Here is a 25,843-nt window from a genome sequence, read left to right on the forward strand (position 1 = left end):
AGCGATATTATCTCGCGCCCTATTTCTTGGCTTCCGGGGCGTAGGTAGCTGTCAATTGGAGTCCCACTGAATGGCCCGTATTGCAGGCGTTAACATTCCAGATAACAAGCATACTGTTATCTCGCTGACCTACATCTATGGTGTTGGTCGCACTACTGCACAGAAAATTTGTGCAGAGACTGGGGTAAACCCAGCAGCAAAGATCAAAGATCTGAGCGACGAGCAGATTGAACAGCTGCGTGGCGAAGTGGCGAAGTTCACCACTGAAGGTGACCTGCGTCGCGAAATCAACATGAAAATCAAGCGCTTGATGGACCTCGGTTGCTATCGCGGTCTGCGTCATCGTCGCGGTCTTCCAGTGCGCGGTCAGCGTACCAAGACCAACGCGCGTACCCGTAAAGGTCCGCGTAAGCCGATCCGCAAGTAATCGCCCCAGCGAATCGACAGGAATTTAATCATGGCAAAACCTGCTGCTCGTCCTCGTAAAAAAGTTAAAAAGACAGTGGTTGATGGCATCGCCCACATCCATGCATCTTTTAACAACACCATCGTGACCATCACCGACCGTCAAGGTAACGCTCTTTCCTGGGCTACCTCCGGTGGTTCGGGTTTCCGCGGTTCCCGCAAGTCCACCCCGTTTGCTGCTCAGGTAGCTGCTGAACGTGCTGGTCAAGCTGCGCTGGAATACGGCCTGAAAAACCTCGACGTCAACGTCAAAGGTCCAGGTCCAGGTCGTGAATCCGCAGTCCGCGCTTTGAACGGCTGTGGCTACAAGATCGCCAGCATCACCGACGTGACGCCAATCCCGCACAACGGGTGCCGTCCGCCGAAGAAGCGCCGCGTGTAATCCAGGAGATTGTAAAGAATGGCTCGTTACATTGGTCCAAAATGCAAACTCGCTCGTCGTGAAGGCACCGATCTCTTCCTGAAGAGCGGCGTGCGCGCGATCGAATCGAAGTGCAACATTGAAGCAGCACCTGGTATCCACGGCCAACGCCGCGGTCGCCAGTCCGACTACGGCACCCAACTGCGTGAAAAGCAGAAGGTCCGTCGTATCTACGGCGTTCTCGAGCGTCAATTCAGCGGCTACTACAAAGAAGCTGCTGGCAAGAAAGGTGCAACCGGTGAGAACCTGCTGCAACTGCTCGAATGCCGTCTGGACAACGTTGTATACCGTATGGGCTTTGGTTCGACTCGTGCCGAATCCCGTCAGCTGGTATCGCACAAGTCGATCAGCGTAAACGGTCAGACCGTTAACGTTCCGTCCTACCAGGTTCGTGCTGGTGACGTGGTCGCTGTTCGCGAGAAAGCAAAAAATCAACTTCGCATTGTCCAAGCTCTCGATCTGTGTGCCCAACGTGGCCGCGTAGAATGGGTAGAAGTAGACACTGAGAAGAAGTCGGGCGTTTTCAAGAACGTTCCAGCTCGCAGTGATCTGTCCGCCGACATCAACGAAAGCCTGATTGTCGAGCTCTACTCCAAGTAAGGGCTAGAAAATAGGTGCATCCATGCAGATTTCGGTAAATGAGTTCCTGACACCCCGCCACATTGATGTGCAGGTTGTCAGTCCAACCCGCGCCAAGATCACTCTCGAGCCTCTCGAGCGTGGTTTCGGCCATACCCTGGGCAACGCGCTGCGCCGCATCCTGTTGTCCTCAATGCCCGGCTGTGCAGTAGTCGAGGCCGAGATTGACGGTGTGCTCCACGAGTACAGCGCCATCGAAGGTGTACAGGAAGACGTAATTGAAATCCTGTTGAACCTTAAAGGTCTGGCTATCAAGCTGCACGGTCGTGACGAAGTTACGCTGACCTTGTCGAAGAAGGGTTCGGGGGTGGTTACCGCTGCCGATATTCAGCTGGATCATGATGTCGAGATCGTTAATCCCGATCACGTAATCGCTAACCTGGCGTCTAACGGCGCCCTGAACATGAAGCTCGTAGTAGCTCGTGGTCGTGGTTATGAACCGGCAGACTCGCGTCAGAGCGATGAAGACGAAAGCCGCAGCATCGGTCGCTTGCAGCTTGACTCTTCGTTCAGCCCGGTTCGCCGTATCGCATACGTGGTGGAAAACGCCCGTGTCGAGCAGCGTACTAACCTGGACAAGCTGGTTATTGATCTGGAAACCAACGGTACTCTGGATCCTGAAGAGGCTATTCGCCGCGCTGCAACCATCCTGCAACAGCAGTTGGCTGCGTTCGTCGACCTCAAGGGTGACAGTGAGCCAGTGGTTGTCGAGCAGGAAGACGAGATCGATCCGATCCTGCTTCGCCCGGTTGACGATCTGGAACTGACTGTACGTTCGGCTAACTGCCTTAAGGCGGAAAACATTTACTACATCGGTGACCTGATTCAGCGTACCGAAGTGGAACTGTTGAAGACTCCGAACCTGGGCAAGAAATCCTTGACTGAAATCAAGGACGTTCTGGCCTCCCGCGGTCTGTCCCTCGGCATGCGCCTCGACAACTGGCCGCCTGCAAGTCTTAAGAAGGACGACAAGGCGACTGCCTGATCGTCGTAATCACCGAACGTAGTGTTTGGTAAGGAATGAACCATGCGTCATCGTAAAAGTGGTCGTCACCTGAGCCGCACCAGCTCGCACCGCAAGGCCATGTTCCAAAACATGGCGGTGTCGCTGTTCGAGCACGAGCTGATCAAAACGACTCTGCCAAAAGCCAAAGAACTGCGCCGCGTTGCCGAGCCGCTGATCACTCTGGCCAAGACAGACAGCGTTGCTAACCGTCGTCTGGCTTTCGACCGTACTCGTTCGAAAGCTATCGTTGGTAAGCTCTTCAACGACCTGGGCAAGCGTTACGCTACCCGTGAGGGTGGCTACCTGCGCATCCTCAAGTGCGGTTTCCGCGCTGGCGACAACGCGCCTATGGCGTACGTCGAGTTGGTTGATCGTGCTACTGCTGGCGAAGCTGTATCCGCCGAGTAAGACGTCAGTCTGAAACAAGGAACCGGGCCTAGTGCCCGGTTTTTTGTGCCTGTAAGAAACGCGCCGTTTGTACAAGCGTCCCCTTCGTCCACATCGTCATTATGTGATGGGGATGATCATTAGTTTTTAACTATCGATGTCTGCAAGTTAATGAATTTGTAGCTGTCATATTGATGATCAATACTCCTTCTCAGCCGATAGCCGGCAGTTCAAGACCGACAGAAGAAGGAAGATCGCATGAGCCAAAACAAAACGCTTACCACCGCCAGTGGCGCTCCTGTTGCTGATAACCAGAATTCCCGTTCCGCCGGCCCTCGCGGCCCGCTGCTGCTCGACGACTTTCATCTGATCGAGAAGCTTGCCCACTTCAACCGTGAAAACATCCCTGAGCGCCGTGTGCACGCCAAAGGCTCGGGTGCCTACGGTACGTTCACCGTGACGCGCGATATCACTCAATACACCAGTGCGAAGCTGTTTGAGGCAGTCGGCAAGCAGACCCCGACGTTCCTGCGGTTTTCCACCGTGGGTGGTGAGCGCGGTTCGGCCGATACCGAGCGTGATCCACGCGGGTTTGCCTTGAAGTTCTACACCGAGGAAGGCAACTGGGACATTGTCGGCAATAACACGCCAGTGTTCTTCATTCGTGATCCATTGAAGTTTCCGGACTTTATCCACACCCAGAAGCGTTTGCCGCAAAGCAACCTGAAAAGTGCCCAGGCGATGTGGGACTTCTGGTCGCATTCGCCCGAGGCGTTGCACCAGGTCACCATCCTGTTTTCCGACCGGGGTATCCCTGACGGATACCGTCACATGCACGGGTTCGGCAGCCACACTTACAGCCTCATCAATGCTCAAGGCGAGCGCCACTGGGTGAAGTGGCACTACAAGACCCAGCAGGGGATCAAGAACCTTGCTCCAGCGGAGGCTGCGCGTCTGGCGGGTACTGATCCGGATTACGCCCAGCGCGATTTGTTCAACGCCATCGAGCAGGGTGATTTCCCGAAATGGCGGGTGTGCATTCAGATCATGAGCGAGGCTCAGGCGGCGGCGCATTACGAGAATCCGTTTGATGTGACCAAAACCTGGTCGCAAAAAGAGTTTCCACTGATTGAGGTCGGAGAGCTGGAGCTCAATCGCAATCCGCAGAACTACTTCGCGGAAGTCGAACAGGCGGCGTTCGGTCCCAGCAATATGGTGCCAGGCGTTGGTCTGTCGCCGGATCGCATGCTGCAAGGGCGGGTGTTCGCCTACGCGGACGCTCACCGTTACCGTGTCGGCACCAACCACCAACAGTTGCCAGTCAACGCTCCGCGCAGTCCGGTCAACACCTATCAGCGCGATGGCTCGATGGCCTTTGGCAGCAATGGCGGTGCGGCGCCGAACTACGAGCCGAACAGCTATGTCGAGTCGCCGAAGCAGGCACCTCGTTACGCAGAGCCCGCGTTGGCCCTCAGCGGTGCGGCCGATCGTTACGACCACCGCGAAGACACTGATTACTACAGTCACGCCGGCGCGTTGTTCCGCTTGATGTCTGAACAGCAGAAATCGCTGCTGGTCAGCAACATCGCCGGTGCGATGGCGGGGGTGTCGAGTGATGTGGTTGATCGCCAGCTGCAACATTTCTACAAGGCTGACCCGGCGTATGGAGAAGCAATCGCAAAGCTGCTCAACGTACAGCTTAACGAAGTCTAAATGAGAAGCAGAACCGCCCTTGTTTGGGCGGTTTTTGCGTTATTTCAGCTGGTTTTCTCAGAATATCTTCGCTTTTATTGCGTCTTGCGAGTGACGATACGGGCATGTTGGTTCAAACTACAACTTTCAAGCAGGGAGATGTAGGGCAATGCAAGGCCACCCAGATGTGATCGATTACCTCAACACGTTGCTGACCGGCGAACTGGCCGCGCGTGATCAATATTTCGTCCACTCGCGGATGTATGAGGACTGGGGTTTCACCAAGCTCTACGAACGAATCAACCACGAGATGGAAGAAGAAGCAGGGCACGCTGATGCCTTGATGCGCCGGATTCTGATGCTCGAGGGCACTCCGCGCATGCGTCCGGACGATCTCGATGTCGGCACCACGGTGACCGAGATGCTCGAAGCGGATTTGCGCCTGGAATACAAGGTGCGGGCTGCGCTGTGCAAGGGCATCAAGCTCTGTGAGCAGCACAAGGACTACGTCAGCCGCGAAATGCTGCGGGTTCAACTGCATGACACCGAAGAAGATCATACCTACTGGCTTGAGAAGCAGCTGGGTCTGATCAAGTTGATCGGGCTTGAGAACTACCTGCAATCCCACGCCTGATTCAGCGAATACAAAAAAGCCCCTGTCACCGATGAAGTGACAGGGGCTTTTTCATGGCGCCCGGTTAAGCCCGGTCACGCTCCAGCAGCGGTTTGAGGTAGTAGCCGGTGTGAGACTGCTTCATCTCTGACACTTCCTCCGGCGTACCGACGGCGATGATCTGGCCGCCCTTGGAACCACCTTCCGGACCAAGGTCCACCAGCCAGTCGGCGGTCTTGATCACGTCCAGGTTGTGTTCGATCACCACCACGGTGTTGCCGTGGTCGCGCAGGCGATGCAGCACGTCGAGCAGTTGCTGGATATCCGCGAAGTGCAGCCCGGTGGTCGGTTCATCGAGGATGTACAAGGTCTTGCCGGTATCACGCTTGGACAATTCGCGGGACAGTTTCACCCGCTGCGCTTCACCTCCGGAGAGCGTGGTCGCCGATTGTCCAAGCTTGATGTACGACAGGCCGACGTCCATCAACGTTTGCAGCTTGCGCGCCAGGGCCGGTACGGCATCGAAGAACTCTCGCGCTTCCTCAATGGTCATCTCTAGGGTTTCGTGGATGCTCTTGCCCTTGTATTTGATCTCCAGGGTTTCACGGTTGTAGCGCTTGCTCTTGCACACGTCGCACGGCACGTAGATGTCCGGCAGGAAATGCATCTCCACCTTGATCAGACCGTCGCCCTGGCAGGCTTCGCAACGCCCGCCCTTGACGTTGAAGGAGAAGCGCCCCGGGCCGTAGCCACGGGAGCGGGATTCCGGCACGCCGGCGAACAACTCGCGGATCGGCGTGAACAGGCCGGTATAGGTCGCCGGGTTGGAGCGTGGCGTACGGCCGATCGGGCTCTGGTCGATGTCCACGACCTTGTCCAGGTGTTCCAGGCCCTTGATGCTGTCGTGGGCGGCCGCCTCAAGCGTCGTTGCACCGTTCAGCGCGGTGGCGCTCAACGGGAACAGCGTGTTGTTGATCAGCGTCGATTTACCCGAACCGGATACGCCGGTGACACAGGTCAGCAGGCCGATCGGAATCTCCAGGTCGACATTGCGCAGGTTGTTGCCACGCGCGCCCTTGAGCGACAGAGTCAGCTTCTTGTTGCGCGGCGTACGTTTGGCCGGGACTTCGATTTTCACCCGGCCCGACAGGTATTTGCCCGTCAGCGAGTCCGGATGCGCCATGACCTCGGCCGGTGTGCCTTCGGCGACGATATGTCCGCCGTGCACGCCGGCGCCCGGGCCGATGTCCACCACGTAGTCGGCCAGGCGGATCGCGTCTTCGTCGTGCTCGACAACGATCACCGTGTTGCCGATATCGCGCAGGTGCTTGAGGGTGCCCAACAGCCGGTCGTTATCGCGCTGATGCAAGCCGATGGAAGGTTCGTCAAGGATGTACAGGACACCCACCAGGCCGGCGCCAATCTGGCTGGCCAGCCGAATGCGCTGGGCCTCGCCGCCGGACAAGGTGTCGGCACTGCGGTCCAGCGACAGATAGTCGAGGCCGACGTTGACCAGAAATTGCAGGCGTTCGCGGATTTCCTTGAGGATCTTGTCGGCAATTTCGCCACGACGACCGGTGAGCTTGAGCCCGCCAAAATAGTCGGACGCATCGCCGATCGGCAGGTTGGTCACCGCCGGCAGGGTTTTCTCGCCGACCCACACGTGCCGCGCTTCACGGCGCAGACGGGTGCCACGGCAATCCGGGCATGACTGGGTACTGAGGAACTTGGCCAGTTCTTCGCGCACCGATGCCGATTCGGTTTCGCGGTAACGGCGCTCCAGGTTCGGCACGATGCCTTCGAACGGGTGCGAGCGTTTGACGATGTCGCCACGGTCGTTCAGGTATTTGAAGTCAACGTTTTGCGAACCGCTGCCGTGCAGGATGAATTTCTGCTGGTCGGCGGGCAGTTCGTTGAACGGCACTTCCAGGCTGAACTTGTAGTGCGCGGCCAGCGAGCCGAGCATCTGGAAGTAATAGACGTTACGCCGATCCCAGCCACGAATCGCCCCTTCGGCCAGGGTCAGTTCGCCGTTGACCAGGCGCTTGATGTCGAAGAACTGCTTTACCCCCAGACCGTCACAGGTCGGGCAGGCGCCGGCCGGGTTGTTGAAGGAGAACAGCTTGGGTTCCAGCTCACTGATCGCATGGCCGCAGATCGGGCAGGCGAAGCGTGCGGAGAAGATCATCTCCTCGCCCGGCTCGTCGTCCATCGGCGCTACAAGGGCGATGCCGTCCGCCAGTTTCAGCGCGGTTTCGAAGGATTCGGCCAGGCGTTGTTGCAGGTCGGCGCGAACCTTGAAACGGTCGACCACGACATCGATGGTGTGTTTTTTCTGCTTGTCGAGCTTGGGGGCTTCGTCCAGCTCGTAAAGCTTGCCGTTGATTCGGGCGCGGACAAAACCCTGTGCGCGCAGTTCTTCGAAAACCGACAGGTGCTCGCCTTTGCGCTCGCGGATGACCGGGGCCAACAGCATCAGTTTGCTGCCCTCCGGTTCGGCGAGGACCAGGTCGACCATCTGGCTGACGGTCTGCGCCTCCAGCGGAATGTCGTGGTCCGGGCAACGGGGAATACCCACGCGTGCATACAGCAGGCGCAGGTAATCGTAGATTTCGGTAATGGTGCCGACCGTCGAACGCGGGTTGTGCGAGGTCGACTTCTGTTCGATGGAGATCGCCGGCGACAGGCCTTCGATGGTGTCGACGTCAGGCTTTTCCATCATCGACAGGAACTGCCGGGCATAAGCCGACAGCGATTCGACGTAGCGGCGCTGGCCTTCGGCGTACAAGGTGTCGAAAGCCAGGGATGACTTGCCGGAGCCGGACAGGCCGGTGATGACGATCAGCTTGTCCCGTGGCAGGGTCAGGTCGATGTTCTTCAGGTTGTGGGTTCGAGCCCCACGAATCAGGATCTTGTCCAAGGTGGCCTCGCTCGGCGGGCGTCGAAAACGTAAGAGTATACGGCCAAATACTGGATGGATGCACACTATCAAACGGGTGGGCTACTGTCATACATGAAGAGTGCGTCAGCAATGCGCGTCAAAGCGTCGCGATATACCCCGCCAATCGATCGGACTGGTAGAATCGCCGCCGGTTCACATGAGGTTTTTCCATGCACGATCCCCACAGCGAGCGCATGAGTGGTAGCGAGACCCGCGCGGCAAGCGGTCTGGCCCTGGTGTTCGCCTTCCGTATGCTTGGCATGTTCATGGTGTTGCCGGTGCTGGCGACCTATGGGATGGATCTGGCCGGCGCCACACCGGCCCTGATCGGCCTGGCGATTGGCGCTTATGGCCTGACCCAGGCGGTCTTCCAGATTCCGTTCGGTTTCATTTCCGACCGCATCGGCCGTCGCCCGGTGATTTACCTGGGCTTGATCGTCTTTGCCCTCGGCAGTCTGCTGGCCGCCAATGCCGATTCGATCTGGGGCGTGATCGCCGGGCGAATCCTGCAGGGTGCCGGGGCGATTTCCGCTGCGGTCATGGCCTTGCTGTCCGACCTGACCCGCGAGCAGCACCGGACCAAGGCCATGGCCATGATCGGCATGACCATCGGCCTGTCGTTTGCGGTGGCCATGGTCGTCGGCCCGCTGTTGACCCGCGCCTTCGGGTTGTCCGGATTGTTCCTTGCTACCGGCGGCATGGCGCTGTTTGGCATAGTGATCGTGATGTTCATGGTGCCGCGCTCCACCGGCCCGTTGCAGCACCGTGAGTCCGGTGTCGCGCGCCAGGCGTTGATCCCGACCCTCAAGCATCCGGACCTGCTGCGCCTGGACCTGGGCATTTTTGTCTTGCACGCGATGTTGATGTCCAGCTTCGTCGCCTTGCCCCTGGCGCTGGTCGAGAAAGCCGGGCTGCCCAAAGAGCAGCACTGGTGGGTGTACCTGACCGCGCTGCTGATTTCTTTCTTCGCCATGATCCCGTTCATTATCTACGGCGAGAAGAAACGCAAAATGAAACGAGTTTTACTCGGCGCCGTCGTGACGTTGATGCTCACTGAGCTATTCTTCTGGCAGTTCGGCGACAGCTTGCGGTCTCTGGTGATCGGTACGGTGGTGTTCTTCACTGCGTTCAATCTTCTGGAGGCTTCACTGCCGTCGCTGATCAGCAAGGTTTCACCGGCAGGCGGCAAGGGCACGGCGATGGGGGTTTATTCCACCAGCCAGTTCCTCGGCTCGGCACTGGGGGGAATCCTCGGTGGCTGGCTGTTCCAGCATGGCGGTCTGTCGGTTGTGTTCCTCGGATGCGCCGCTCTCGCTGCCCTCTGGCTGGCCTTTGCTGTTACCATGCGCGAACCTCCCTACGTCACAAGCCTGCGCTTGCCGTTGTCGCCCGAGGCGATCCGCGAAGCGGGTCTGGTCGAGCGCCTGAAGGCGGTCGTAGGGGTAACAGATGCAGTCATCGTCGCGGAAGAGGCGGCGATTTACATCAAACTGGACACCGAACTATTGGATCGCACCACCCTTGAGCGCCTGGTGAACAACCCGGCCGGGGCAGCGTGCGTAGCCTAGGAGAACGTTATGGCCCGTGGGGTTAACAAAGTCATATTGGTCGGCACTTGCGGCCAGGATCCCGAAGTTCGCTACTTGCCTAACGGTAACGCCGTGACCAACCTGAGTCTGGCGACCAGCGAACAGTGGACCGACAAGCAAACCGGTCAGAAAGTCGAAAAGACCGAATGGCACCGTGTGTCGATGTTCGGCAAGGTTGCAGAAATCGCTGGCGAGTACCTGCGTAAAGGTTCACAAGTCTACATCGAAGGCAAGCTGCAGACCCGCGAGTGGGAAAAAGACGGTATCAAGCGTTACACCACCGAAATCGTGGTCGACATGCAAGGCACCATGCAACTGCTGGGTGGCCGTCCACAGGGTGACCAGCAGGGCCAGGGCGGCGGTAACAACTACCAGCAATCCGCTCCGCGCCAGCAGGCTCAACGTCCTGCTCCGCAACAGCAGCCACAGCGTCCGGCCCCTCAACAGGCCGCACCGCAACCGGCTCCGGATTTCGACAGCTTTGATGACGATATTCCGTTCTAAGGCAGCTGCAAGCCTCAAGCTACAAGCAGCAAGCTGACAAAACAAAACCCGCACTTCGGTCTGAAGTGCGGGTTTTTTATGGGCGGTGAAATGTGGTCGCAGGCTCAGGCCGCGAGGAACTCGTTGGCCGACACCACGCTGGCATAGGCAAACGCCAGGGCCGCCATGAACGCGGCATGAACCTGCGCCGCCGGAACTGACACGCCATTGAATTCCAGGTCACGGGTGGCGCAGGCGTCGTGGATCACGGTCACCGTGTAGCCGAAGTCCGCCGCCGCACGGGTGATGCCGTCGACGCACATGTGGCTCATGCTGCCCACAACCACCAGTTCCTTGATGCCTTGCTCGTCGAGGATCGATTTCAGCTCGGTTTCGCGGAACGAGTTGACGAAGTGCTTGAGCACCACCGGTTCGTCAGCGCGGTTGATCACTTTGGGGTGCAGCTTCGCGCCTTCGGAGTTCGGGGTGAAGAACGGCGCCTCTGCGGAGGTGAATTCGTGGCGGATGTGTACCACCGGATCACCGGCATCACGGAATGCCTTGATCAGTCGGACGGCATTGTCGGCGGCGGCATCGGCGCCGACCAGTGGCCACTTGCCTTGGGGGAAGTAGTCGTTCTGGATATCGACTACGATGAGCGCTTGCTTGGCCATGACTGTTTCCTCGAAGTGTGTTTGGTGTGGAATGAAGTATTGGCGCTGGCAGGCGGTCCGGGGATTGGCCGCACCGACAATAAGAGGGGGAAAACTGACAATGGACACAGAAAGGGCAATCGCCGAGCTCGGTGTGCTGATCTATCCCGGCGCGCAGATGGCGGCGGTGCATGGCTTGACGGATTTGTTCGGGGTGGCGAACCGGATCGCCGCCGAGCATCAGGCTGCGCAATTGCCCCTGCTGCGGGTCAGCCATTGGCAGGTCGAGGGTGATCAGCCGCCAGTCCGGGTCTTCGACAGCCGTCCTGGCCCCGAGCGTGCCCTGGTGGCTGTGTTGATCCCGCCATCGATTGCCGGCTTTTCCGAGGGCCAGGCGCCACAGGGCTTGATCCGCTGGTTGCGCGAGCAACATGCCAGCGGCGCGACACTGGGCGGGGTTTGCGTGGGCTCGATCCTGTTGGCTGAAAGCGGTCTGCTCGACGGCCGCAGCGCCACCACCCACTGGACCTCGGCCAAGAGCTTTGCCGAACGTTATCCGGCGATACGGCTCAAGGCCGATACGCCGATTGTCGATGACGGCGACCTGATCACCACCGCCGGGCTGATGGCCTGGTCTGAACTGGGTCTTCGCCTGGTCAACCGGTTGCTGGGACCGAGCATTGCCACCAGTACCGCGCGTTTTCTGGTGGTGGAACACAGCGACAGCGCCAGCGAGTGCGGCAGCAATTTTGCGCCGATCCTCAGTCATGGCGATGCGGCGATCCTCAAGGTGCAGCACTGGTTGCAAAGCACCGGGGCGACCGAGGTATCGCTGACGGCGATGGCCGAAAGGGCAGGGCTGGAAGAGCGCACCTTCCTGCGACGTTTCCGTTCGGCCACCGGGCTCAAACCCACCGAATACTGTCAGCATCTGCGAGTCGGCAAGGCCCGGGAACTGCTCGAATTCACCAACGGCACCATCGACCATATTGCCTGGACCGTGGGTTATCAGGACCCCGGCGCGTTTCGCGCGACATTCAAGAAAATCACCGGGCTGGCGCCGAGTGATTATCGGATGCGGTTTGGGGTGAGCCCTGGATCGGTTGCACGGTAGTCACATCACCCCCGATCTCCTGTGGGAGCGAGCTTGCTCGCGATGAGGGCATGACATTCAACATTGATGTGTCTGGAACACTGCTATCGCGAGCAAGCTCGCTCCCACAGGGTCGGGTGTGTGGGCTGGAGTCGTGCAAAATGCCGGCATATCAAAGAGCATCGTGCAGAATAAAACAGGCCCCATGCCATCACTTTCTACGCAACGGGCTGATTTAAAACCCCTCTTTGCGTAACGGGCCTTGGCCTGATCCCTGCACCCCTTGAACTACATTCATCAAGCGTCGATTGAAGGGGGATGCATGACCCCAACAAACCGCAAGAAACTGGTGGTTGCCCATTCGCTACGCGCCGACGCGCCGCTGCACGAAGTCGAGACCAACCGTGCGTTGGCGCGCTGGCTAGCGCGGATATTGGGGCTCAAGTACGGCGGCAGTTACGATCCGCAATTGCACGAAGGTCGCGCCCTCTACCTGTTGCCGACCCAGACGCTGGTGGGCGCTGAGGCTGCCCGGCAATTGGGGGTCAAGGGGCCGGAGGATTTGTGGGGTGGTTATGTCGACCATGATTTCATCTGCACCAAAGCCATCAGTCATGGCCTGCTCAACCACCATGCCCACGCTCCGCCAGGCTGGGCTCCTTTGTTTTCCCAGCGGGTACGCAGCGTAGTACTCGACGGTCTCAGCGTGTTCAGCCTGAAGGATGCTCGCCCGGCGGCGGAACACCTGTTGTACACCGGGCCGATCCGCCTGAAGCCGATACACGCCTGCGCCGGACGTGGTCAGGAAGTGATCCAGAACCTCGACGAGTTCGATGAAATCCTGGCCAGGCCCGAGGCTGACGCGACCTTCACCGAAGGTGTGGTGCTGGAGCAGGATCTTGATCAGGTGATTACCCACAGCGTCGGCCAGAGTTTCATCGGCGACAAGGTGCTGAGTTACTGCGGTGATCAATACTTGACCAAAGACGCCGAGGGCGAGGAAGTCTATGGCGGCTCGAACCTGTTGGTGGTGCAGGGCAGCTATGACGATTTACTGAAGCTGGACCTGGCCGATGACGTGCGCATGGCTATCCAGCAGGCGCAGGTGTTCGACAGCGCCGCGGATGAAGCCTATCCGCGTTTCTATGCATCACGGCGCAACTACGACATCGCTCAGGGCATCGATAGCGACGGCAAACAGCGCAGCGGCGTGCTCGAACAATCCTGGCGCATGGGCGGTGCGAGCAGTGCCGAGGTGGCGGCTTTGCAGAGTTTCGTCAACGATCCGGGGATGCGCGCGATTCGTGTGTCTTCGGTGGAAACCTACATCGATCAGCCGCTGCCGGCAGATGCCATCGAGGTGTATCGCGGGCCGGCGCAAAGCAGTGACTTTCTTCTCAAGTACGTGACGGTTAAATCCTATGACGGCTAGAAGCGAATCCATTCAGATCGACATCGATAACGAACAGATGAGCGGGACTTTTCTGAGCCCCAAATCGAAAGTGCCCGGCGTACTTTTTGTGCACGGTTGGGGTGGCAGTCAGGAGCGGGACCTGGAGCGCGCCAAAGGTATCGCCGGTTTGGGGTGTGTATGCCTGACCTTCGACCTGCGCGGGCACACCGGCGGCACTGGCATTCAATTGTCCCGGGTGACTCGCGAAGACAATCTACGCGACCTGCTGGCAGCCTATGACCGCTTGCTCGCGCACCCGGCCCTCGATACTTCGGCGATTGCCGTGGTCGGCACCAGTTATGGGGGATATCTGGCCTCGATTCTGACTTCGCTGCGGCCAGTGCGCTGGCTGGCGCTGCGGGTGCCGGCGCTGTACCGCGACGAACAATGGCACACGCCGAAACGCGACCTGGACAAGCTGGATCTGCGTGATTACCGAGGCACCCTGGTGCGGGCCGACAGCAACCGGGCCTTGCATGCCTGCTCGCAATTTCGCGGGGATGTCCTGCTGGTGCAGTCCGAGACCGACGACTACGTGCCCCACGCGACGATCATGAGCTACCGGGCGGCCTGCCAGCAGACGCACTCCATGACCCACCGCATCATCGACGGTGCCGACCACGCCTTGAGCGATCCGGTTTCCCAGCAGGCCTACACCTCGATCCTCGTCGACTGGATTACCGAGATGGTGGTCGGGGAGCGGTTGAGCATTATTCAATCATCCTGATATCGGGGTGTTCTTGCGGGCCTCATCGCGGGCAAGCCCGCTCCCACAGGGATCGAGGGTGTACATAGAATTTGCATCCACCAGCAGACCCTGTGGGAGCGGGCTTGCCCGCGATGGCGGACTAGCAGACACCAAAGATCACTTGGGTTTCCTTGAGATTCGTAACGCCTTGGCCTTGGCCTCCACCAACAAGTACATCACCAGGGCAATCAACAACGGCAGGATGAAATAAATCGCTCGATAGGCCAGCAGCCCGGCCACCAGACTGCCCCGCGACACCTCGTGTTGCAGCAGCGCCACGAACACCGCCTCGAGCACGCCGAGCCCGGCCGGGATGTGGGTGATGACCCCGGCGATGGCGCTGATCAACAGCACGCCCAGTACCAGTGGATAGTCCAGTTTGCTCGGCAGCAAGGTGAAGATCACCGCGGCCATCAGCGACCAGTTCAGCGCACCGAGGGTTAGTTGCAGCACTGCCATGCGCAAGGACGGGAGGTCGATTTCGATGCCGCGAATCGCCCACTCCCGACGTTTGGCAAACTGGCACGCCACCAGGTAGCCGGCGCTCAGCAGCAACAACAAGACCCCCACGCCTTGCAGCGCACTGCTGCTGAGCTTCCAGCCCGGCGGCATGCGCACCAGCCCGCTGCTGAACACGGCGCCGGCAATGACCATGTAGCCGAACCAGTTGGTCGCCAGGCTCAGGCCAAGGATCTTCGCGATGTTGCTCTTGCTGACCCCGAGCCGCGAATACAACCGGTAGCGCATGGCGATGCCGCCGACCCAGGCGCTCAGGTTCAGGTTGAAGGCGTAGCTGATGATCCCCACGGGCAGTATCTGCTTCCAGGTCAGGTTCTGGCGGATGTAGGTGCGGCCGATCAGGTCGAAGCAGGCGTACACCAGAAAACTCACCAGGGTCAGCCCCGACGCAATGATCAGCGTGCGTACCTTGAAATCGGCCAGGTTGTCGAACACTTCGCTCCACTCGAGGCGCTGGGCGAGCATCGTGAACAACACGATCAGCATCAGGAAAAACAGCATCGTCAGCGGTCGTTTCCAACGGCTCCAGTGCGACTTGCCCGGGCTTTTGGCGTCAGTTGCCATGTGGGGTTCAGCGCGGTTCATGGTCAGCGCTCCCGGTCGGAGGGGGGATGGGTTTCAGGCGAGGCTTGTGCGCCGGCAACCAACCGGCCCAAGCCGGGAAATGCCGCAGGAAGTGAAACACCAGAAAACCTATGGTCATGTGCCAGACACGCCCGCGCGGCGCGATGTCGTGAGGCATGGCCTTGCAATGGTTGTCGCTGAGGTCTTCCAGGCGATCGAACAGAATTCGATTGAAGCCACGGTCGCGGATCAGCACGTTGGCTTCCAGATTCATCGACAGGCTCAACGGGTCGAGGTTACTGGAGCCGACGGTGCTCCAGTCTTCATCCACCAATGCGACCTTGCCATGCAGCGGACGGTCGCAATATTCGTAGATCTTCACCCCGGATTTGAGCAGGTAGTCATAGGTCATGCGCGCCGCAAGCTTGGCCACCCGCATGTCTGGCTGGCCCTGCAGGATCAGCCGCACATCCACGCCTCGGCGGGCCGCGTTGCGGATCTCGCGCAGCAAGCGAAAACCGGGAAAGAAGTAGGCGTTGGCGATCACCACCCGGCGCTTGGCCTGGCGCAACACCTGGCGGTAAACCTCTTCAATGTCGCTCGGGTGTTCAACGTTGTCGCGGTACACCAGACGTACCTGGCCATCGTGATCGCTGAGGGCCAGCTCCGAACGCCGCTGCCGACGGCGTTGCCACCAGTATTTGGCGTGCGCCGGGCGACCGCATTGCAGCAGAGTGAAGTGATGAATGTCGGCCACCACCGGGCCTTGCACCTCCACGGAATAGTCCTGCTTGGCCTCGGGCCCGAAGTCGGCAAGGTGATCGGCAGAAAAGTTGATCCCGCCGATGAAGGCAATGCTGCCGTCCACCACCACTATCTTGCGGTGCAGGCGCCGGAACCAGTTGGTGCGGATGCCCAGGCGTTTGGGTGCCGGATCGAACATTTGCAGGTGCACGCCGGCCGCGGTAAGTGCGGTAAGGAACCCGGTACTCAATTCGCCGCAGCCAAAGCCGTCGAGGCTGACGGTGGTGCGTACACCGCGCTGGGCAGCTTCGATCAGGATCTGTTGCAGCTCATTGCCAACCTTGTCCTCGAACACAATGAAGGTTTCCAGCAGGATTTCACTTTGCGCCCGGCGCAGGGCGTCAAATACCCGGGGAAAATACGCTTCGCCGTTTTCCAGCAACTCGACGCGATTACTGCCTTGCCAGCCGTATTCGACATCGACCGCTGTCGGCTCCCGGATCGGCGGAGCGGGGATGTGATCCAGCGTGTTTTTTTCCATCGGCTGGCTGCTCATAACTCGATCTCCACCGACAGCGGGACGTGGTCGGAAAGGTGCGACCAGGGGCGGGTGGTCAGCACTTGCGGATGACTGGCCTTGAGATTGCGCAGGTAGATGCGGTCCAGGCGCAGTGCCGGCAGGCGCGCGGGAAAACTGCGCGCCGGTTTGCCGTGGTGCGCGGCGAAGGCTTCGCGCAAACCGCAGGGTTTGAGCAACGCATCGGCGCGCTGACGCCAGTCGTTGAAGTCCCCGGCGACGATCACCGGGGCATCGGCGGGCAGGGCGTCCAGATGCTGGGCGAGCAGCTTCAGTTGCGCCGTGCGGTGACTTTCGCGCAATCCCAGGTGCACGCAAATGGCATGCACTTCCTGGACGTCGCCGGGTAGGCGCAACACACAATGCAGGATCCCGCGGTTCTCGTGACCGCTGATGGACACGTCGAGGTTAGCGTGGCGGATGATCTGGAATTTCGACAACAGCGCGTTGCCGTGATCACCTGCCGGATACACCGCATTGCGGCCATAGGCGAACTGCGGCCACAGGGTGTCGGCGAGGAACTCGTATTGCGGCATCGCCGGCCAGTTGGTGTAGCGCTTGGGGTGGTGCTCGTGGGTGCCGTGGACTTCCTGCAAAAACACCACATCGGCAGACACGCTACGCACCGCTTCACGCAGTTCCGGCAGGATGAAACGCCGGTTGAGCGCGGTGAAACCTTTGTGGGTGTTGACCGTCAGCACCTTGAAGCGACAAGTCACGGACGGACCCTGTACCCGCATGTCGTTTGCATTTGCGTGTGCGGGAACATCGGTGTGATTCGCTGTCATGTCGCCTCCCGCCTGACGGCTCGTATTTTGGGATGACTCTGGGGCGGCGGCGAAAGTTTCGATGGGGCTACGGACGGTACACAGTTATCAGATCACAACAGATTCAATGTGGGAGCGAGCCTGCTCGCTCCCACAGGGTTTATCAGTGGCCCGTGATTATGCGGGCAGAACCGTCGGCCGGCTCGGCATAGGCCGGGCCAAGGCGATCAAGACGTCCACTCCACGCCGTCAATGCCAGCGCCACCAGCACCACCAGGCCACCGATCCACGCGGTGTGGATCAACCCCATGTGGGCGACGATCAGGCCACCGCCCCAGGCGCCACCGGCAATGCCGAGGTTGAACGCGGCGATGTTCAGGCCGGATGCCACGTCCACGGCATGAGGCGTGTGATGTTCGGCCTGGCGCACCACGTACACCTGCAACCCCGGCACATTGCCGAATGCCACGGCACCCCAGACCAGTACGGTAGCCAGCGCCAGCCAGGGATTGCCGGCCGTGAAGGTCAGCGCGAACAACACGGCGGCGAGCAGGGCAAAAATGATTTTCAGGGCGCTGATCGGGCCGCGTTTGTCCGCCAGTTTGCCGCCCCAGATGTTGCCCACGGCCACGGAGATACCGTAGACCAGCAACACCAGGCTGACGGCGCTGGCGCTGAAGCCGGAGAGGTCCTGAAGTATTGGCGCGAGGAAAGTAAAGGCGGTGAACGTGCCGCCGTAGCCGATGGCCGTCATCGCATACACCAGCAACAGGCGCGGTTGCTTGAGCACCTGCAATTGCTGCAAGAACGACGCGGGTTTGCTGTGGGCGATATGTTTCGGCACGTAGATCAGGCTGCCGATGAAGGCGATGACGCCCAGTGCCGAAACGGCGAGGAAGGTTTCACGCCAGCCGAAATGCTGGCCGATGAATGTCCCCAGCGGCACACCGGTAACCAGCGCCACGGTGAGGCCGGTGAACATGATGGCAATCGCGCTGGCGGCTTTTTCCTTCGGCACTAGACTGGTGGCGATGGTCGAACCGATCGAGAAAAACACCCCGTGGGCCAGGCCGGTGACGATCCGTGCGAGGATCAGCGACTCGTAGCCCGGTGCTTGCCACGCCAGCAGGTTGCCGAGGGTGAACAGCACCATCAGCGACAACAGCAGCAACTTGCGCGGAACCTTGCCGGTGAGGGCGGTCAGCACCGGGGCGCCGACGGCAACGCCAAGGGCATACAGGCTGACCAGCAGGCCGGCGGATGGCAGACTGACACCGAGGTCGGCGCCAATGGTGGGTAACAGGCCAACGATGACGAACTCGGTCGTCCCGATGGCAAAGGCGCTGAGGGTCAGCGCGAGCAAGGCAATGGGCATGGCTGCAACTCCGGAAGATGATTCGATGGAGCGCAGTGTCGGGGTTCGGGTTGTGCGGAAAAATACAGGGACGAGCATTTGATATTTGCGTACAGATCAAATATCGCGAAGGCGGGTGCATACTTGTGGCGAGGGGGCTCGCCCCCGCTCGGCTGCGCAGCAGTCGTAAATCCCTGGAATGCGGTGTGTCAGATGAATCCGAACGGTAGGTTTTGGGGGCGCTTCGCACCCCAACGGGGGCGAGCCCCCTCGCCACAAATGGCGTCGCTGTCCTGCTATCCACTAGCAATGCCCGAACTTGCCCGGCATTTTTCGATCAGTTCCTTACCGACACAGCCAAAGGAGCGGGTGTTTTGATCAGGCTCAAGACCGCGATACTGCTGGGGGCGTTGCTGTTTGTGGGCAGCGAGCAACTGGAAGCCGCCGCGATACCGGGGCTGCCGGCCACCGCGATGGCTGTGACGCCGCCGGCGCACCCCGAACCGCTGGTGCAAGGCGGCTTACTGGGGGCCATCAGTTCAAGCATCGACGAGGTCCAGACCAAGCTTGATCTCAATCAAAACCTGCTCGACGCCTGGCGCCTGCGTGCGGACCGCGCGGCGGATGAAGTGGATCAGTTGGTCAATCAGCCTTCGGCCCGCTCGCCCTGGAGCGTCGTTGTCGATTTCCTGATACTGACCGGCGTGTGGGCCGTCGTGTTTGCCTGTCTTTGGCTGCTTGGGCGATTGTTGGTCAAACGCCTGTGCGCGCATCGCCTGCTGCTCAGCCGCGAGCGTGGCCAGGCCCTGCTCGGTTACATGTTGCCCTATACCCTTCCGGCGGTGATCAGCCTGCCGCTGACGATATATGCCAGCCAGTTCTTGCCGGTTTCGGCGGGCCGGGCGCTGGCGCTGTGCCTGGCTTATGCCACCAGCGCAGGGATCTTTGCCGCGTCATTGGTGATGTCGCTGATGGTGGTGTTCAATGCCGGCCACAAGCGCCGGGCGGTGCAGATCATCCGCGAGAAGAGCCCCCGGCCGTTATTCGTTATCGGCTTTCTGGTGGCCTTGAGCGATGCCCTGACCAGCCAGCAGATCTCCCATCAATTGGGTAGCAATCTAACCAGCAGCATTGCGGTATTCACCGGGATGGCGGCATCGATTTCCTTCGGCTTGCTGGTGATCCGCACGCGCCGCCCGGTCGCTCACGTGATCCGTATCCTGCCGCTGGCCCAGCGCCAAAGTCAGCCGGCATTGCGTGAAACCCTGCGGATATTTTCCGGGCTCTGGTATTGGCCGATCCTGTTGATGGTGCTGGTCTCGATCATCAACCTGATCGGCGTTGGCGCGGACAACCAGAGGGTGCTGCGCAGCGCTTTGTTCACCACGGTATTGCTGATTGCCACGGTGTTTCTCAGCACCACGCTGCACCATCTGTTCAAGGCGCGCAGCGAAGCGGACCTGCGCCGCAGCAGCGCCTACAAGGAGCGGTTTCTCAACTTGTCCCACGCCTTGCTGCGCATCGGCATGGCCGTCGTGTTCATCGATATCCTCGGGCGGATCTGGGGCGTGTCGCTGTTCGAGTTCGCGGTGAGCAATGCCGTGGGCCGGGCGATCAGTGACTCCCTGAGCCACATCGGTTTGATCCTGCTGGTGACCTGGATGGTCTGGGTGGTGCTCGACACGGCGATTCAGGAAGCCCTGAAACCGCCGACCAACAAGCGCTCGGCACGCCAGCCGAGTACGCGGGTGAAAACCATCCTGCCGTTGCTGCGCAACGCGATCAAAATCATCCTGGTGGTGATCTGCGCGATCACCACCATGGCCAACCTGGGGATCAACGTCGCGCCATTCCTGGCCGGTGCCGGGGTCATCGGCCTGGCAATCGGTTTCGGCTCCCAGCAACTGGTGCAGGATGTGATCACCGGGCTGTTCATCATCATCGAGGACACCCTGTCCATCGGTGATTGGGTGGTGCTTGATTCCGGACATGCCGGCACGGTCGAAGGCCTGACCATCCGCACCTTGCGGCTGCGCGACGGCAAGGGTTTCGTGCACTCGGTACCGTTCGGGCAGATCAAGGCCGTGACCAACCAGTCGCGGCAATTCGCCTATGCGTTTTTCTCGGTGCAATTCACCTACGACACCGACGTCGACAAGGCCATCGAACTGATCCGCGAGGCCGGGCACTCCATCAGCAACGACCCGTTCCTGCGCTACAACCTGCAAGGACCGCTGGATGTGTTTGGCGTCGACAGGATGGACCTCAACGGGGTGGTGCTGACCGCACAATTTCGCACGGTGTCCGGTGGCCAATATGCGGTGAGCCGGGCCTTTAACCAGCGATTGAAAAAGCTTGTGGATAACTGCCCGTGGGTGAACTTCGCGCAGACTTATCCACAGCAGGCGCTGGTGCCGCGGCATCCGGTCGAAGCGCCACCAGAGGCTGAGCCGGAACATGCTGCGGTGTTGATGCCGGATCGGCCGCGGTCTCAATAGCCGGCTTTGTACTTGAGGCTTTCAGTGGCTGGTCTGGCCCCATCGCGAGCAAGCCCGCTCCCACAGTTGAACTGTGTCGTTCACAAATCCCCCTGTGGGAGCGGGCTTGCCCGCGAAGGGGCCGGTAGAGACAACCTCAATGCCGGATCAGCTTGCTGCGCACCTCGGCACTCGCCTGCTGATCCAGCTCCAACCAAAAAAGCGGCTTGCCGGCAATCTCGGCAGCAACTGGCAAACCATCGCGATACACCAGCCGATTGCTCGCCAGCGCCGGGACTTTCGCACCCGGTAATAGTGTGCCGGCGAGGTTCAGCGGATCGACCCCGCACACCGCGACCAAACTCCCGTCATGGGGCCGACGTCGCACCTCCCGCAGCAATGGAATCGCCTCGGGCAGGGCGAATTGCTCGCCCGCCAGGCCGCTGACAAACCGGCCCCCACGAATCTCGCCGCGTGCCTCCAGGCGATGGAAGGTGCGCAGCAGTTCGCGCCAGCTCGGCAGCCAGTCCGCCTCGCGTTCCAGCAAGCGCCAGAACACCACGCCGTAACGACGCAGCAAGGTCATGGCGATGTGTTCCAGGGTATCGGCCGGCGTCGGCATAGGACGCTGGTTTTCCACCACAGGGGCCGTTGGCGCGCGTCGCAACAAGGCCCAGCGCCCGGCGTCGTCCATGCCGCCGATAAATGCGCCGCGTCCACGCCGACTGTTGCGCGGCTGGCGCTTGCTGGCCGGTGTGATCAGCGCGCGCAAACCGGCAAAGCTGTCGGCGTTCACCAGCCCCGCACCCACCAGTTCCTGCAGGGCAATTTCCAGCTCGGAACGCAGCAAGTGGGCCTCATGGATCAGCTCGTCGAGAAACAGCGCGCCATGTTGGCTGAGGGCGGCGTGGACCTTTTGCGTTTTCGGCGACAGTTCGCTCACCGGTGTCTGTTCGGTCAAGCCGTTCCAGAGGCTGACCCGGTTGCGCGGCAGCAACACAATCGGTGTGCTGCGCAGCGCGGTGCCGGCGTTTTTGTTGTGCGCAGTCAGGCGCGTCCACACCAGTTTGCCGCTGCGGCACAACTCATCCAGCCAGGTCGCCGAGTAGTCCTTGATCCGTGCGGGCAGGATGTCGCTGTCCCAGGCGGAAGCGGCGGCGGGGTAGCCTTCGAATTGCCCGACGATGGCTGGCAACACCGCCGCGCCCTGGCCTTGGCTGGCGCTCGACACATGCTGCCAGTCGAACAGGAATCGCATGAAATCCTGCAACGCCACCGGTTCGATTTCCCGTCGCAGGCGCTTGACCGTATAGCGGTGAATCCGCGCCAGCAAATGCCGCTCGCACCATTCTTCTTCAGCGATGCCCGGGGTGAAGCGGCCGCGCAACACGTAGCCTTCGTGTTCCAATTGCGCCAGGGTCTGGGTCACTTGTGCTGCAGGCAAGCCGAGTGGTTCGGCAATGCGCTCGAGCGCAAGTGGGCCGAAGGCGCTGAGCCGTGCGCGGATCAGTTCGAGGACGGCTTCGTCGGGTGCCCAGTTTTCATCGAAGTCCGGCAGCGCTTGCAGCGGTGGCGTCAATTCGGCCTGTGGATAAATGGCCCGAAGGCAGGTCAGGCGCTCCAGCGCCAGCCACAGCGATTGCCCGGCATTGATCTGCAAACGACTCGCGCGTCCGCTGTCGGCCAGGGTCTTGAGCCAGTCGAGCCATTGCGGATTGGCGCCGGCCTCGGCATTGGTGATGCACGCCAGGCTCATCAAGGCCTCGTGCATTTCATCGATACTGGAGGGCGCCGGCCAGGCTTCGTCGCGCACGGCGACAATCGCCTCGGCGTCCAGTGCACCGAGGTCGTCGGTGGATTGCGGATCGCTCCAGCGCCGATTAAGTACCGCTTGGGTGCGGCGTTCTTCCAGCGGTGCATCGTCGAGAAAGGTGTAGGGGCGGGCGCTGAGAATCTCCGCCGCCAGCGGCGAGGGCGCCGGCAAGTCGCGGCTGATCAGGCGGATGTCACCGCGTTCCATGCGCCGTAACAAGGCCAGCCAGCCTTCAGTGTCCATGGCTTCGTGCAGGCAATCGTCGAGGGTCTGTTCCACCAGCGGATGGTCGGGAATCTCCCGTTCGCCGGCGAGGTTTTCCACGCAGGCAATCTGATCGGGAAACACGCTGGCGATCAGGTCTTCGCTTTTCATCCGCTGGATCTGCGGCGGGACTTTGCGCCCGCCGCTGTAGCGCGGCAGCGCCAGGGCCACGCCGGCATTCCAGCGCCAGCGCACGCCGAACAGCGGCGCGTCGAGCACGGCCTGGATCAGGATGTGTTCGGCGCTGTTGCTGTGCAGGTAGCGCCAGACATCGTCCAGTTCAAAACTGTGGCTGGTGGACAGCGACAGCACGATGGCGTCTTCGCTGGCGGCGGCTTGCAGTTCGAAGTTGAAGGTGCGACAGAAACGCTTGCGCAGGGCCAGGCCCCAGGCGCGGTTGATGCGGCTGCCGAACGGCGTATGAATGACCAGTTGGGTGCCGCCTGACTCGTCGAAAAAACGCTCCATCAACAGCGTGTCTTGCGAGGGCAGGGCACCCAGTGTCTGTCGTGCGCGGGCCAGGTAGTCCACCAGTTGTTCGGCGCTGGCGAGGTTCAGGCCCAGGGTCCCGGTCAGCCAGTCGAGCGCTGGCTGCAAGTTACCAGGCGCGGTCCCCAGCAGGTCGTCGAGTTGTGCCTGCAAGCGCGCCACCGCCGAGGACAATTCGGCGCTGCGCCCCGGCGCTTCACCGAGCCAGAACGGAATGGTCGGCGGCTGACCCTGGGCATCCTCGACCCGCACCTTGCCGGTTTCCACGCGCAGGATTCGATAGGAGGTATTGCCCAACTGGAAGATATCGCCAGCGATGCTTTCCACCGCGAAGTCTTCGTTGATGGTGCCGATGTTCAGCCCTTGAGGCTCCAGCAGCACGGCGTAGTCGGCGTTGTCCGGAATGGTCCCGCCACTGGTCACTGCGGTCAGTTTTGCGCCACGGCGACCGCGCAGGGTGCGGCTCACGGCGTCGCGGTGCAGGTAGGCGCTGCGCAGGCCCTGACGCCCGTTGTAGCCCTCGGCGAGCATGTGCAGCAGCGCCTGATAGTGTTTGTCGTCGAGTCCGGCGTAGGGCGAGGCGCGGCGCAGCATCTCCAGCAGTGCTTGCTCAGGCCACTCTTGGCAACTGACTTCGGCGATGATCTGCTGCGCCAGCACGTCCAGCGGCGCCTGCGGGATCAACAAGGTATCGAGTTCGCCCCGGCGCACGCAGTCGAGCAGCGCCGCGCATTCGATCAGGTCGTCGCGGGTGGTGGCGAACAAGCGGCCCTTGGGCGTGCCGCCGACCTGGTGCCCGGAGCGGCCGACCCGTTGCAGAAACCCGGCAATCGAACGCGGCGAGGCGATCTGGCACACCAGGTCGACGTCGCCGATGTCGATCCCCAGTTCCAGCGATGCCGTGGCGATCAGTACTTGCAGTTCGCCGCGCTTGAGCCGCTGTTCGGCGTCCAGGCGAAACTCCTTGGCCAGGCTGCCGTGGTGGGCCGCTACGGCGTCCTTGCCCAGGCGTTCGCTCAGGTGACGGCTCAGGCGTTCGGCCAAACGCCGGGTGTTGACGAAAATCAGCGTGGTCCGGTGCTCGCGGGCGAGGGCGGCGAGGCGGTCGTAGACCAGTTCCCAGACATCGTTGGCCATCACGGCCGATAGCGGCACGGGCGGCACTTCGATGTCCAGGTCGCGGGGGCGGGCGTGGCCGATGTCGATGATCTCGCACGGGCGGTCGCGACCGACCAGGAAACGCGACACGGCTTCGATGGGTTTTTGCGTGGCCGACAGACCGATGCGCAGCAGCGGCTCGGGGCAGAGTGCCTGCAGGCGTTCAAGGCTCAGGGCCAGATGACTGCCACGTTTGCTGGCGGCCATGGCATGGATTTCGTCGATGATCACCGTTTGTGTCGTACCGAGCATCTGCCGACCGGAGTCGGAACCGAGCAGCACGTACAGGGATTCCGGTGTGGTCACCAGAATGTGCGGCGCCGTCTTGCGCATCGCCGAGCGGTCTTTTTGCGGTGTATCGCCGGTGCGCACGGCGGTGCTGATCTGCAGTTCGGGCAGGCCCATCACACGCAATTGCTCGGTAATGCCGGCCAACGGGTTTTGCAGGTTGATCCGGATGTCGTTGGACAGCGCCTTGAGCGGCGAGACGTAGACCACCAGCGTTGCGTCGGGCAAGCCTTCGGGGCTTTCCAGACCGCGGTGCACCAGGTCGTCGATGACCGCGAGAAACGCGGTGAGGGTCTTGCCGGAGCCGGTGGGCGCGGCGACCAGGGTCGAGCGGCGCTGGCGGATCAACGGCCACGCCCGGGCCTGGGCGGCGGTGACCGCTGCGAACGTGTGGCTGAACCAGGCGCTGACGGCAGGATGAAAGCCGCTCAGGGCACTGTCTGCGGGGATGGGCAGGTTCATGCGGCAAGTTATGCGGGTGGGGGGCGCAAGATGCAAGTACCGCTCGGGGATCTCTGTTGACTGACAGGGCCCCATCGCGAGCAAGCTCGCTCCCACAGGGGGGGGCGGTGTTCACAAAACCATTGTGGGAGCGAGCTTGCTCGCGATGAGGCCAGTGGCAGCACCACAAATCCCGGACATCTAC

Annotated in this window: 20 protein-coding genes; 13 read left to right on the top strand and 7 right to left on the bottom strand. The window is 60.9% G+C overall.

The annotated features are described in order from the left end of the window. Positions 1–70 precede the first annotated feature (70 nt). From rpsM to bfr, 7 genes are all read left to right on the top strand, one after another. Positions 71–427, top strand: a complete 357-nt coding sequence (gene rpsM / locus KW841_RS25330) for a 30S ribosomal protein S13 (protein WP_009045849.1) — start codon at positions 71–73, stop codon at positions 425–427. 30 nt (positions 428–457) lie between these two features. Continuing rightward, on the top strand, positions 458–847 hold the full coding sequence (gene rpsK / locus KW841_RS25335; RefSeq protein WP_002555466.1) for a 30S ribosomal protein S11: 390 nt from the start codon (positions 458–460) through the stop codon (positions 845–847). Positions 848–865: 18 nt separating this feature from the next. Next, positions 866–1,486 (top strand): 30S ribosomal protein S4, encoded by a 621-nt coding sequence (gene rpsD / locus KW841_RS25340; RefSeq protein ID WP_003176404.1) that lies wholly within the window; start codon positions 866–868, stop codon positions 1,484–1,486. A gap of 22 nt (positions 1,487–1,508) precedes the next feature. After that, positions 1,509–2,510, top strand: a complete 1,002-nt coding sequence (gene rpoA / locus KW841_RS25345) for a DNA-directed RNA polymerase subunit alpha (RefSeq protein ID WP_007970428.1) — start codon at positions 1,509–1,511, stop codon at positions 2,508–2,510. 42 nt (positions 2,511–2,552) lie between these two features. Further along, positions 2,553–2,939 carry a 50S ribosomal protein L17 gene (gene rplQ / locus KW841_RS25350; protein ID WP_007970429.1) on the top strand — a complete coding sequence of 129 codons (387 nt, stop codon included), beginning with the start codon at positions 2,553–2,555 and terminating at the stop codon, positions 2,937–2,939. Positions 2,940–3,176: 237 nt separating this feature from the next. Beyond that, complete coding sequence (locus tag KW841_RS25355; protein ID WP_104451274.1) at positions 3,177–4,631, top strand: catalase; 1,455 nt, start codon at positions 3,177–3,179, stop codon at positions 4,629–4,631. Between the two features lie 148 nt (positions 4,632–4,779). Beyond that, positions 4,780–5,244: a bacterioferritin gene (gene bfr, locus KW841_RS25360; protein WP_007970123.1), complete on the top strand. Its 465-nt coding sequence runs from the start codon at positions 4,780–4,782 to the stop codon at positions 5,242–5,244. Between the two features lie 64 nt (positions 5,245–5,308). Here bfr and uvrA read toward each other — a convergent pair whose 3' ends face one another. Continuing rightward, positions 5,309–8,143 carry an excinuclease ABC subunit UvrA gene (gene uvrA / locus KW841_RS25365; RefSeq protein ID WP_218480197.1) on the bottom strand — a complete coding sequence of 945 codons (2,835 nt, stop codon included), beginning with the start codon at positions 8,141–8,143 and terminating at the stop codon, positions 5,309–5,311. A 191-nt stretch (positions 8,144–8,334) separates the two neighbouring features. Here uvrA and KW841_RS25370 point away from each other — a divergent pair, with 191 nt between their 5' ends. Further along, a complete protein-coding gene (locus KW841_RS25370; protein WP_218480198.1) occupies positions 8,335–9,732 on the top strand; it encodes an MFS transporter in 1,398 nt (465 codons plus the stop codon). Between the two features lie 9 nt (positions 9,733–9,741). Further along, positions 9,742–10,257: a single-stranded DNA-binding protein gene (locus KW841_RS25375; RefSeq protein WP_057400623.1), complete on the top strand. Its 516-nt coding sequence runs from the start codon at positions 9,742–9,744 to the stop codon at positions 10,255–10,257. A gap of 104 nt (positions 10,258–10,361) precedes the next feature. On the opposite strand, the gene KW841_RS25380 is transcribed toward KW841_RS25375, so the two are convergent. Then, positions 10,362–10,910: a cysteine hydrolase family protein gene (locus KW841_RS25380; protein WP_218480199.1), complete on the bottom strand. Its 549-nt coding sequence runs from the start codon at positions 10,908–10,910 to the stop codon at positions 10,362–10,364. Positions 10,911–11,010: 100 nt separating this feature from the next. On the opposite strand from KW841_RS25380, the gene KW841_RS25385 reads away from it, so the two are divergent. The 3 genes from KW841_RS25385 (at position 11,011) to KW841_RS25395 (ending at position 14,162) form a co-directional block, all read left to right on the top strand. Then, positions 11,011–12,003 (top strand): GlxA family transcriptional regulator, encoded by a 993-nt coding sequence (locus tag KW841_RS25385; RefSeq protein ID WP_218480200.1) that lies wholly within the window; start codon positions 11,011–11,013, stop codon positions 12,001–12,003. A 301-nt stretch (positions 12,004–12,304) separates the two neighbouring features. After that, on the top strand, positions 12,305–13,414 hold the full coding sequence (locus tag KW841_RS25390) for a DUF3182 family protein (protein ID WP_218480201.1): 1,110 nt from the start codon (positions 12,305–12,307) through the stop codon (positions 13,412–13,414). After that, positions 13,404–14,162 (top strand): S9 family peptidase, encoded by a 759-nt coding sequence (locus tag KW841_RS25395; RefSeq protein WP_218480202.1) that lies wholly within the window; start codon positions 13,404–13,406, stop codon positions 14,160–14,162. The genes KW841_RS25390 and KW841_RS25395 overlap by 11 nt, the downstream gene beginning before the upstream one ends. A gap of 138 nt (positions 14,163–14,300) precedes the next feature. Here KW841_RS25395 and KW841_RS25400 read toward each other — a convergent pair whose 3' ends face one another. The 4 genes from KW841_RS25400 to KW841_RS25415 all read right to left on the bottom strand — a co-directional run bounded on the left by KW841_RS25400 (position 14,301) and on the right by KW841_RS25415 (position 18,729). Continuing rightward, positions 14,301–15,287 carry a lysylphosphatidylglycerol synthase domain-containing protein gene (locus tag KW841_RS25400; protein WP_218480203.1) on the bottom strand — a complete coding sequence of 329 codons (987 nt, stop codon included), beginning with the start codon at positions 15,285–15,287 and terminating at the stop codon, positions 14,301–14,303. Continuing rightward, positions 15,274–16,566 (bottom strand): cardiolipin synthase ClsB, encoded by a 1,293-nt coding sequence (clsB, locus tag KW841_RS25405; RefSeq protein ID WP_218480204.1) that lies wholly within the window; start codon positions 16,564–16,566, stop codon positions 15,274–15,276. The genes KW841_RS25400 and clsB overlap by 14 nt, the downstream gene beginning before the upstream one ends. Further along, entirely contained in the window at positions 16,563–17,327 is a 765-nt protein-coding gene (locus KW841_RS25410) for an endonuclease/exonuclease/phosphatase family protein (protein WP_256357962.1), read from the bottom strand. The genes clsB and KW841_RS25410 overlap by 4 nt, the downstream gene beginning before the upstream one ends. A 190-nt stretch (positions 17,328–17,517) precedes the next feature. Continuing rightward, the gene (locus tag KW841_RS25415; protein WP_218480206.1) at positions 17,518–18,729 is read right to left on the bottom strand and encodes an MFS transporter; all 1,212 of its coding nucleotides are present in this window, start codon (positions 18,727–18,729) and stop codon (positions 17,518–17,520) included. Positions 18,730–19,082: 353 nt separating this feature from the next. Here KW841_RS25415 and KW841_RS25420 point away from each other — a divergent pair, with 353 nt between their 5' ends. Beyond that, positions 19,083–21,206 (top strand): mechanosensitive ion channel family protein, encoded by a 2,124-nt coding sequence (locus KW841_RS25420; RefSeq protein WP_218480207.1) that lies wholly within the window; start codon positions 19,083–19,085, stop codon positions 21,204–21,206. Between the two features lie 136 nt (positions 21,207–21,342). Here KW841_RS25420 and KW841_RS25425 read toward each other — a convergent pair whose 3' ends face one another. Then, positions 21,343–25,659, bottom strand: a complete 4,317-nt coding sequence (locus tag KW841_RS25425) for a DEAD/DEAH box helicase (RefSeq protein ID WP_218480208.1) — start codon at positions 25,657–25,659, stop codon at positions 21,343–21,345. Positions 25,660–25,843: the final 184 nt, after the last annotated feature.

This window comes from Pseudomonas sp. PDM28 (genome assembly GCF_019219115.1).
In the GTDB taxonomy this organism is placed as follows: domain Bacteria; phylum Pseudomonadota; class Gammaproteobacteria; order Pseudomonadales; family Pseudomonadaceae; genus Aquipseudomonas; species Aquipseudomonas laurylsulfatiphila.

Coding starts and splice junctions, on each gene's coding strand:
- rpsM (WP_009045849.1), top strand. CDS start 71: ATGGCCCGTATTGCAGGCGTTAACATTCCAGATAACAAGCATACTGTT.
- rpsK (WP_002555466.1), top strand. CDS start 458: ATGGCAAAACCTGCTGCTCGTCCTCGTAAAAAAGTTAAAAAGACAGTG.
- rpsD (WP_003176404.1), top strand. CDS start 866: ATGGCTCGTTACATTGGTCCAAAATGCAAACTCGCTCGTCGTGAAGGC.
- rpoA (WP_007970428.1), top strand. CDS start 1,509: ATGCAGATTTCGGTAAATGAGTTCCTGACACCCCGCCACATTGATGTG.
- rplQ (WP_007970429.1), top strand. CDS start 2,553: ATGCGTCATCGTAAAAGTGGTCGTCACCTGAGCCGCACCAGCTCGCAC.
- KW841_RS25355 (WP_104451274.1), top strand. CDS start 3,177: ATGAGCCAAAACAAAACGCTTACCACCGCCAGTGGCGCTCCTGTTGCT.
- bfr (WP_007970123.1), top strand. CDS start 4,780: ATGCAAGGCCACCCAGATGTGATCGATTACCTCAACACGTTGCTGACC.
- KW841_RS25370 (WP_218480198.1), top strand. CDS start 8,335: ATGCACGATCCCCACAGCGAGCGCATGAGTGGTAGCGAGACCCGCGCG.
- KW841_RS25375 (WP_057400623.1), top strand. CDS start 9,742: ATGGCCCGTGGGGTTAACAAAGTCATATTGGTCGGCACTTGCGGCCAG.
- KW841_RS25380 (WP_218480199.1), bottom strand. CDS start 10,910: ATGGCCAAGCAAGCGCTCATCGTAGTCGATATCCAGAACGACTACTTC.
- KW841_RS25385 (WP_218480200.1), top strand. CDS start 11,011: ATGGACACAGAAAGGGCAATCGCCGAGCTCGGTGTGCTGATCTATCCC.
- KW841_RS25390 (WP_218480201.1), top strand. CDS start 12,305: ATGACCCCAACAAACCGCAAGAAACTGGTGGTTGCCCATTCGCTACGC.
- KW841_RS25395 (WP_218480202.1), top strand. CDS start 13,404: ATGACGGCTAGAAGCGAATCCATTCAGATCGACATCGATAACGAACAG.
- KW841_RS25400 (WP_218480203.1), bottom strand. CDS start 15,287: ATGAACCGCGCTGAACCCCACATGGCAACTGACGCCAAAAGCCCGGGC.
- clsB (WP_218480204.1), bottom strand. CDS start 16,566: ATGAGCAGCCAGCCGATGGAAAAAAACACGCTGGATCACATCCCCGCT.
- KW841_RS25410 (WP_256357962.1), bottom strand. CDS start 17,327: ATGCGGGTACAGGGTCCGTCCGTGACTTGTCGCTTCAAGGTGCTGACG.
- KW841_RS25415 (WP_218480206.1), bottom strand. CDS start 18,729: ATGCCCATTGCCTTGCTCGCGCTGACCCTCAGCGCCTTTGCCATCGGG.
- KW841_RS25425 (WP_218480208.1), bottom strand. CDS start 25,659: ATGAACCTGCCCATCCCCGCAGACAGTGCCCTGAGCGGCTTTCATCCT.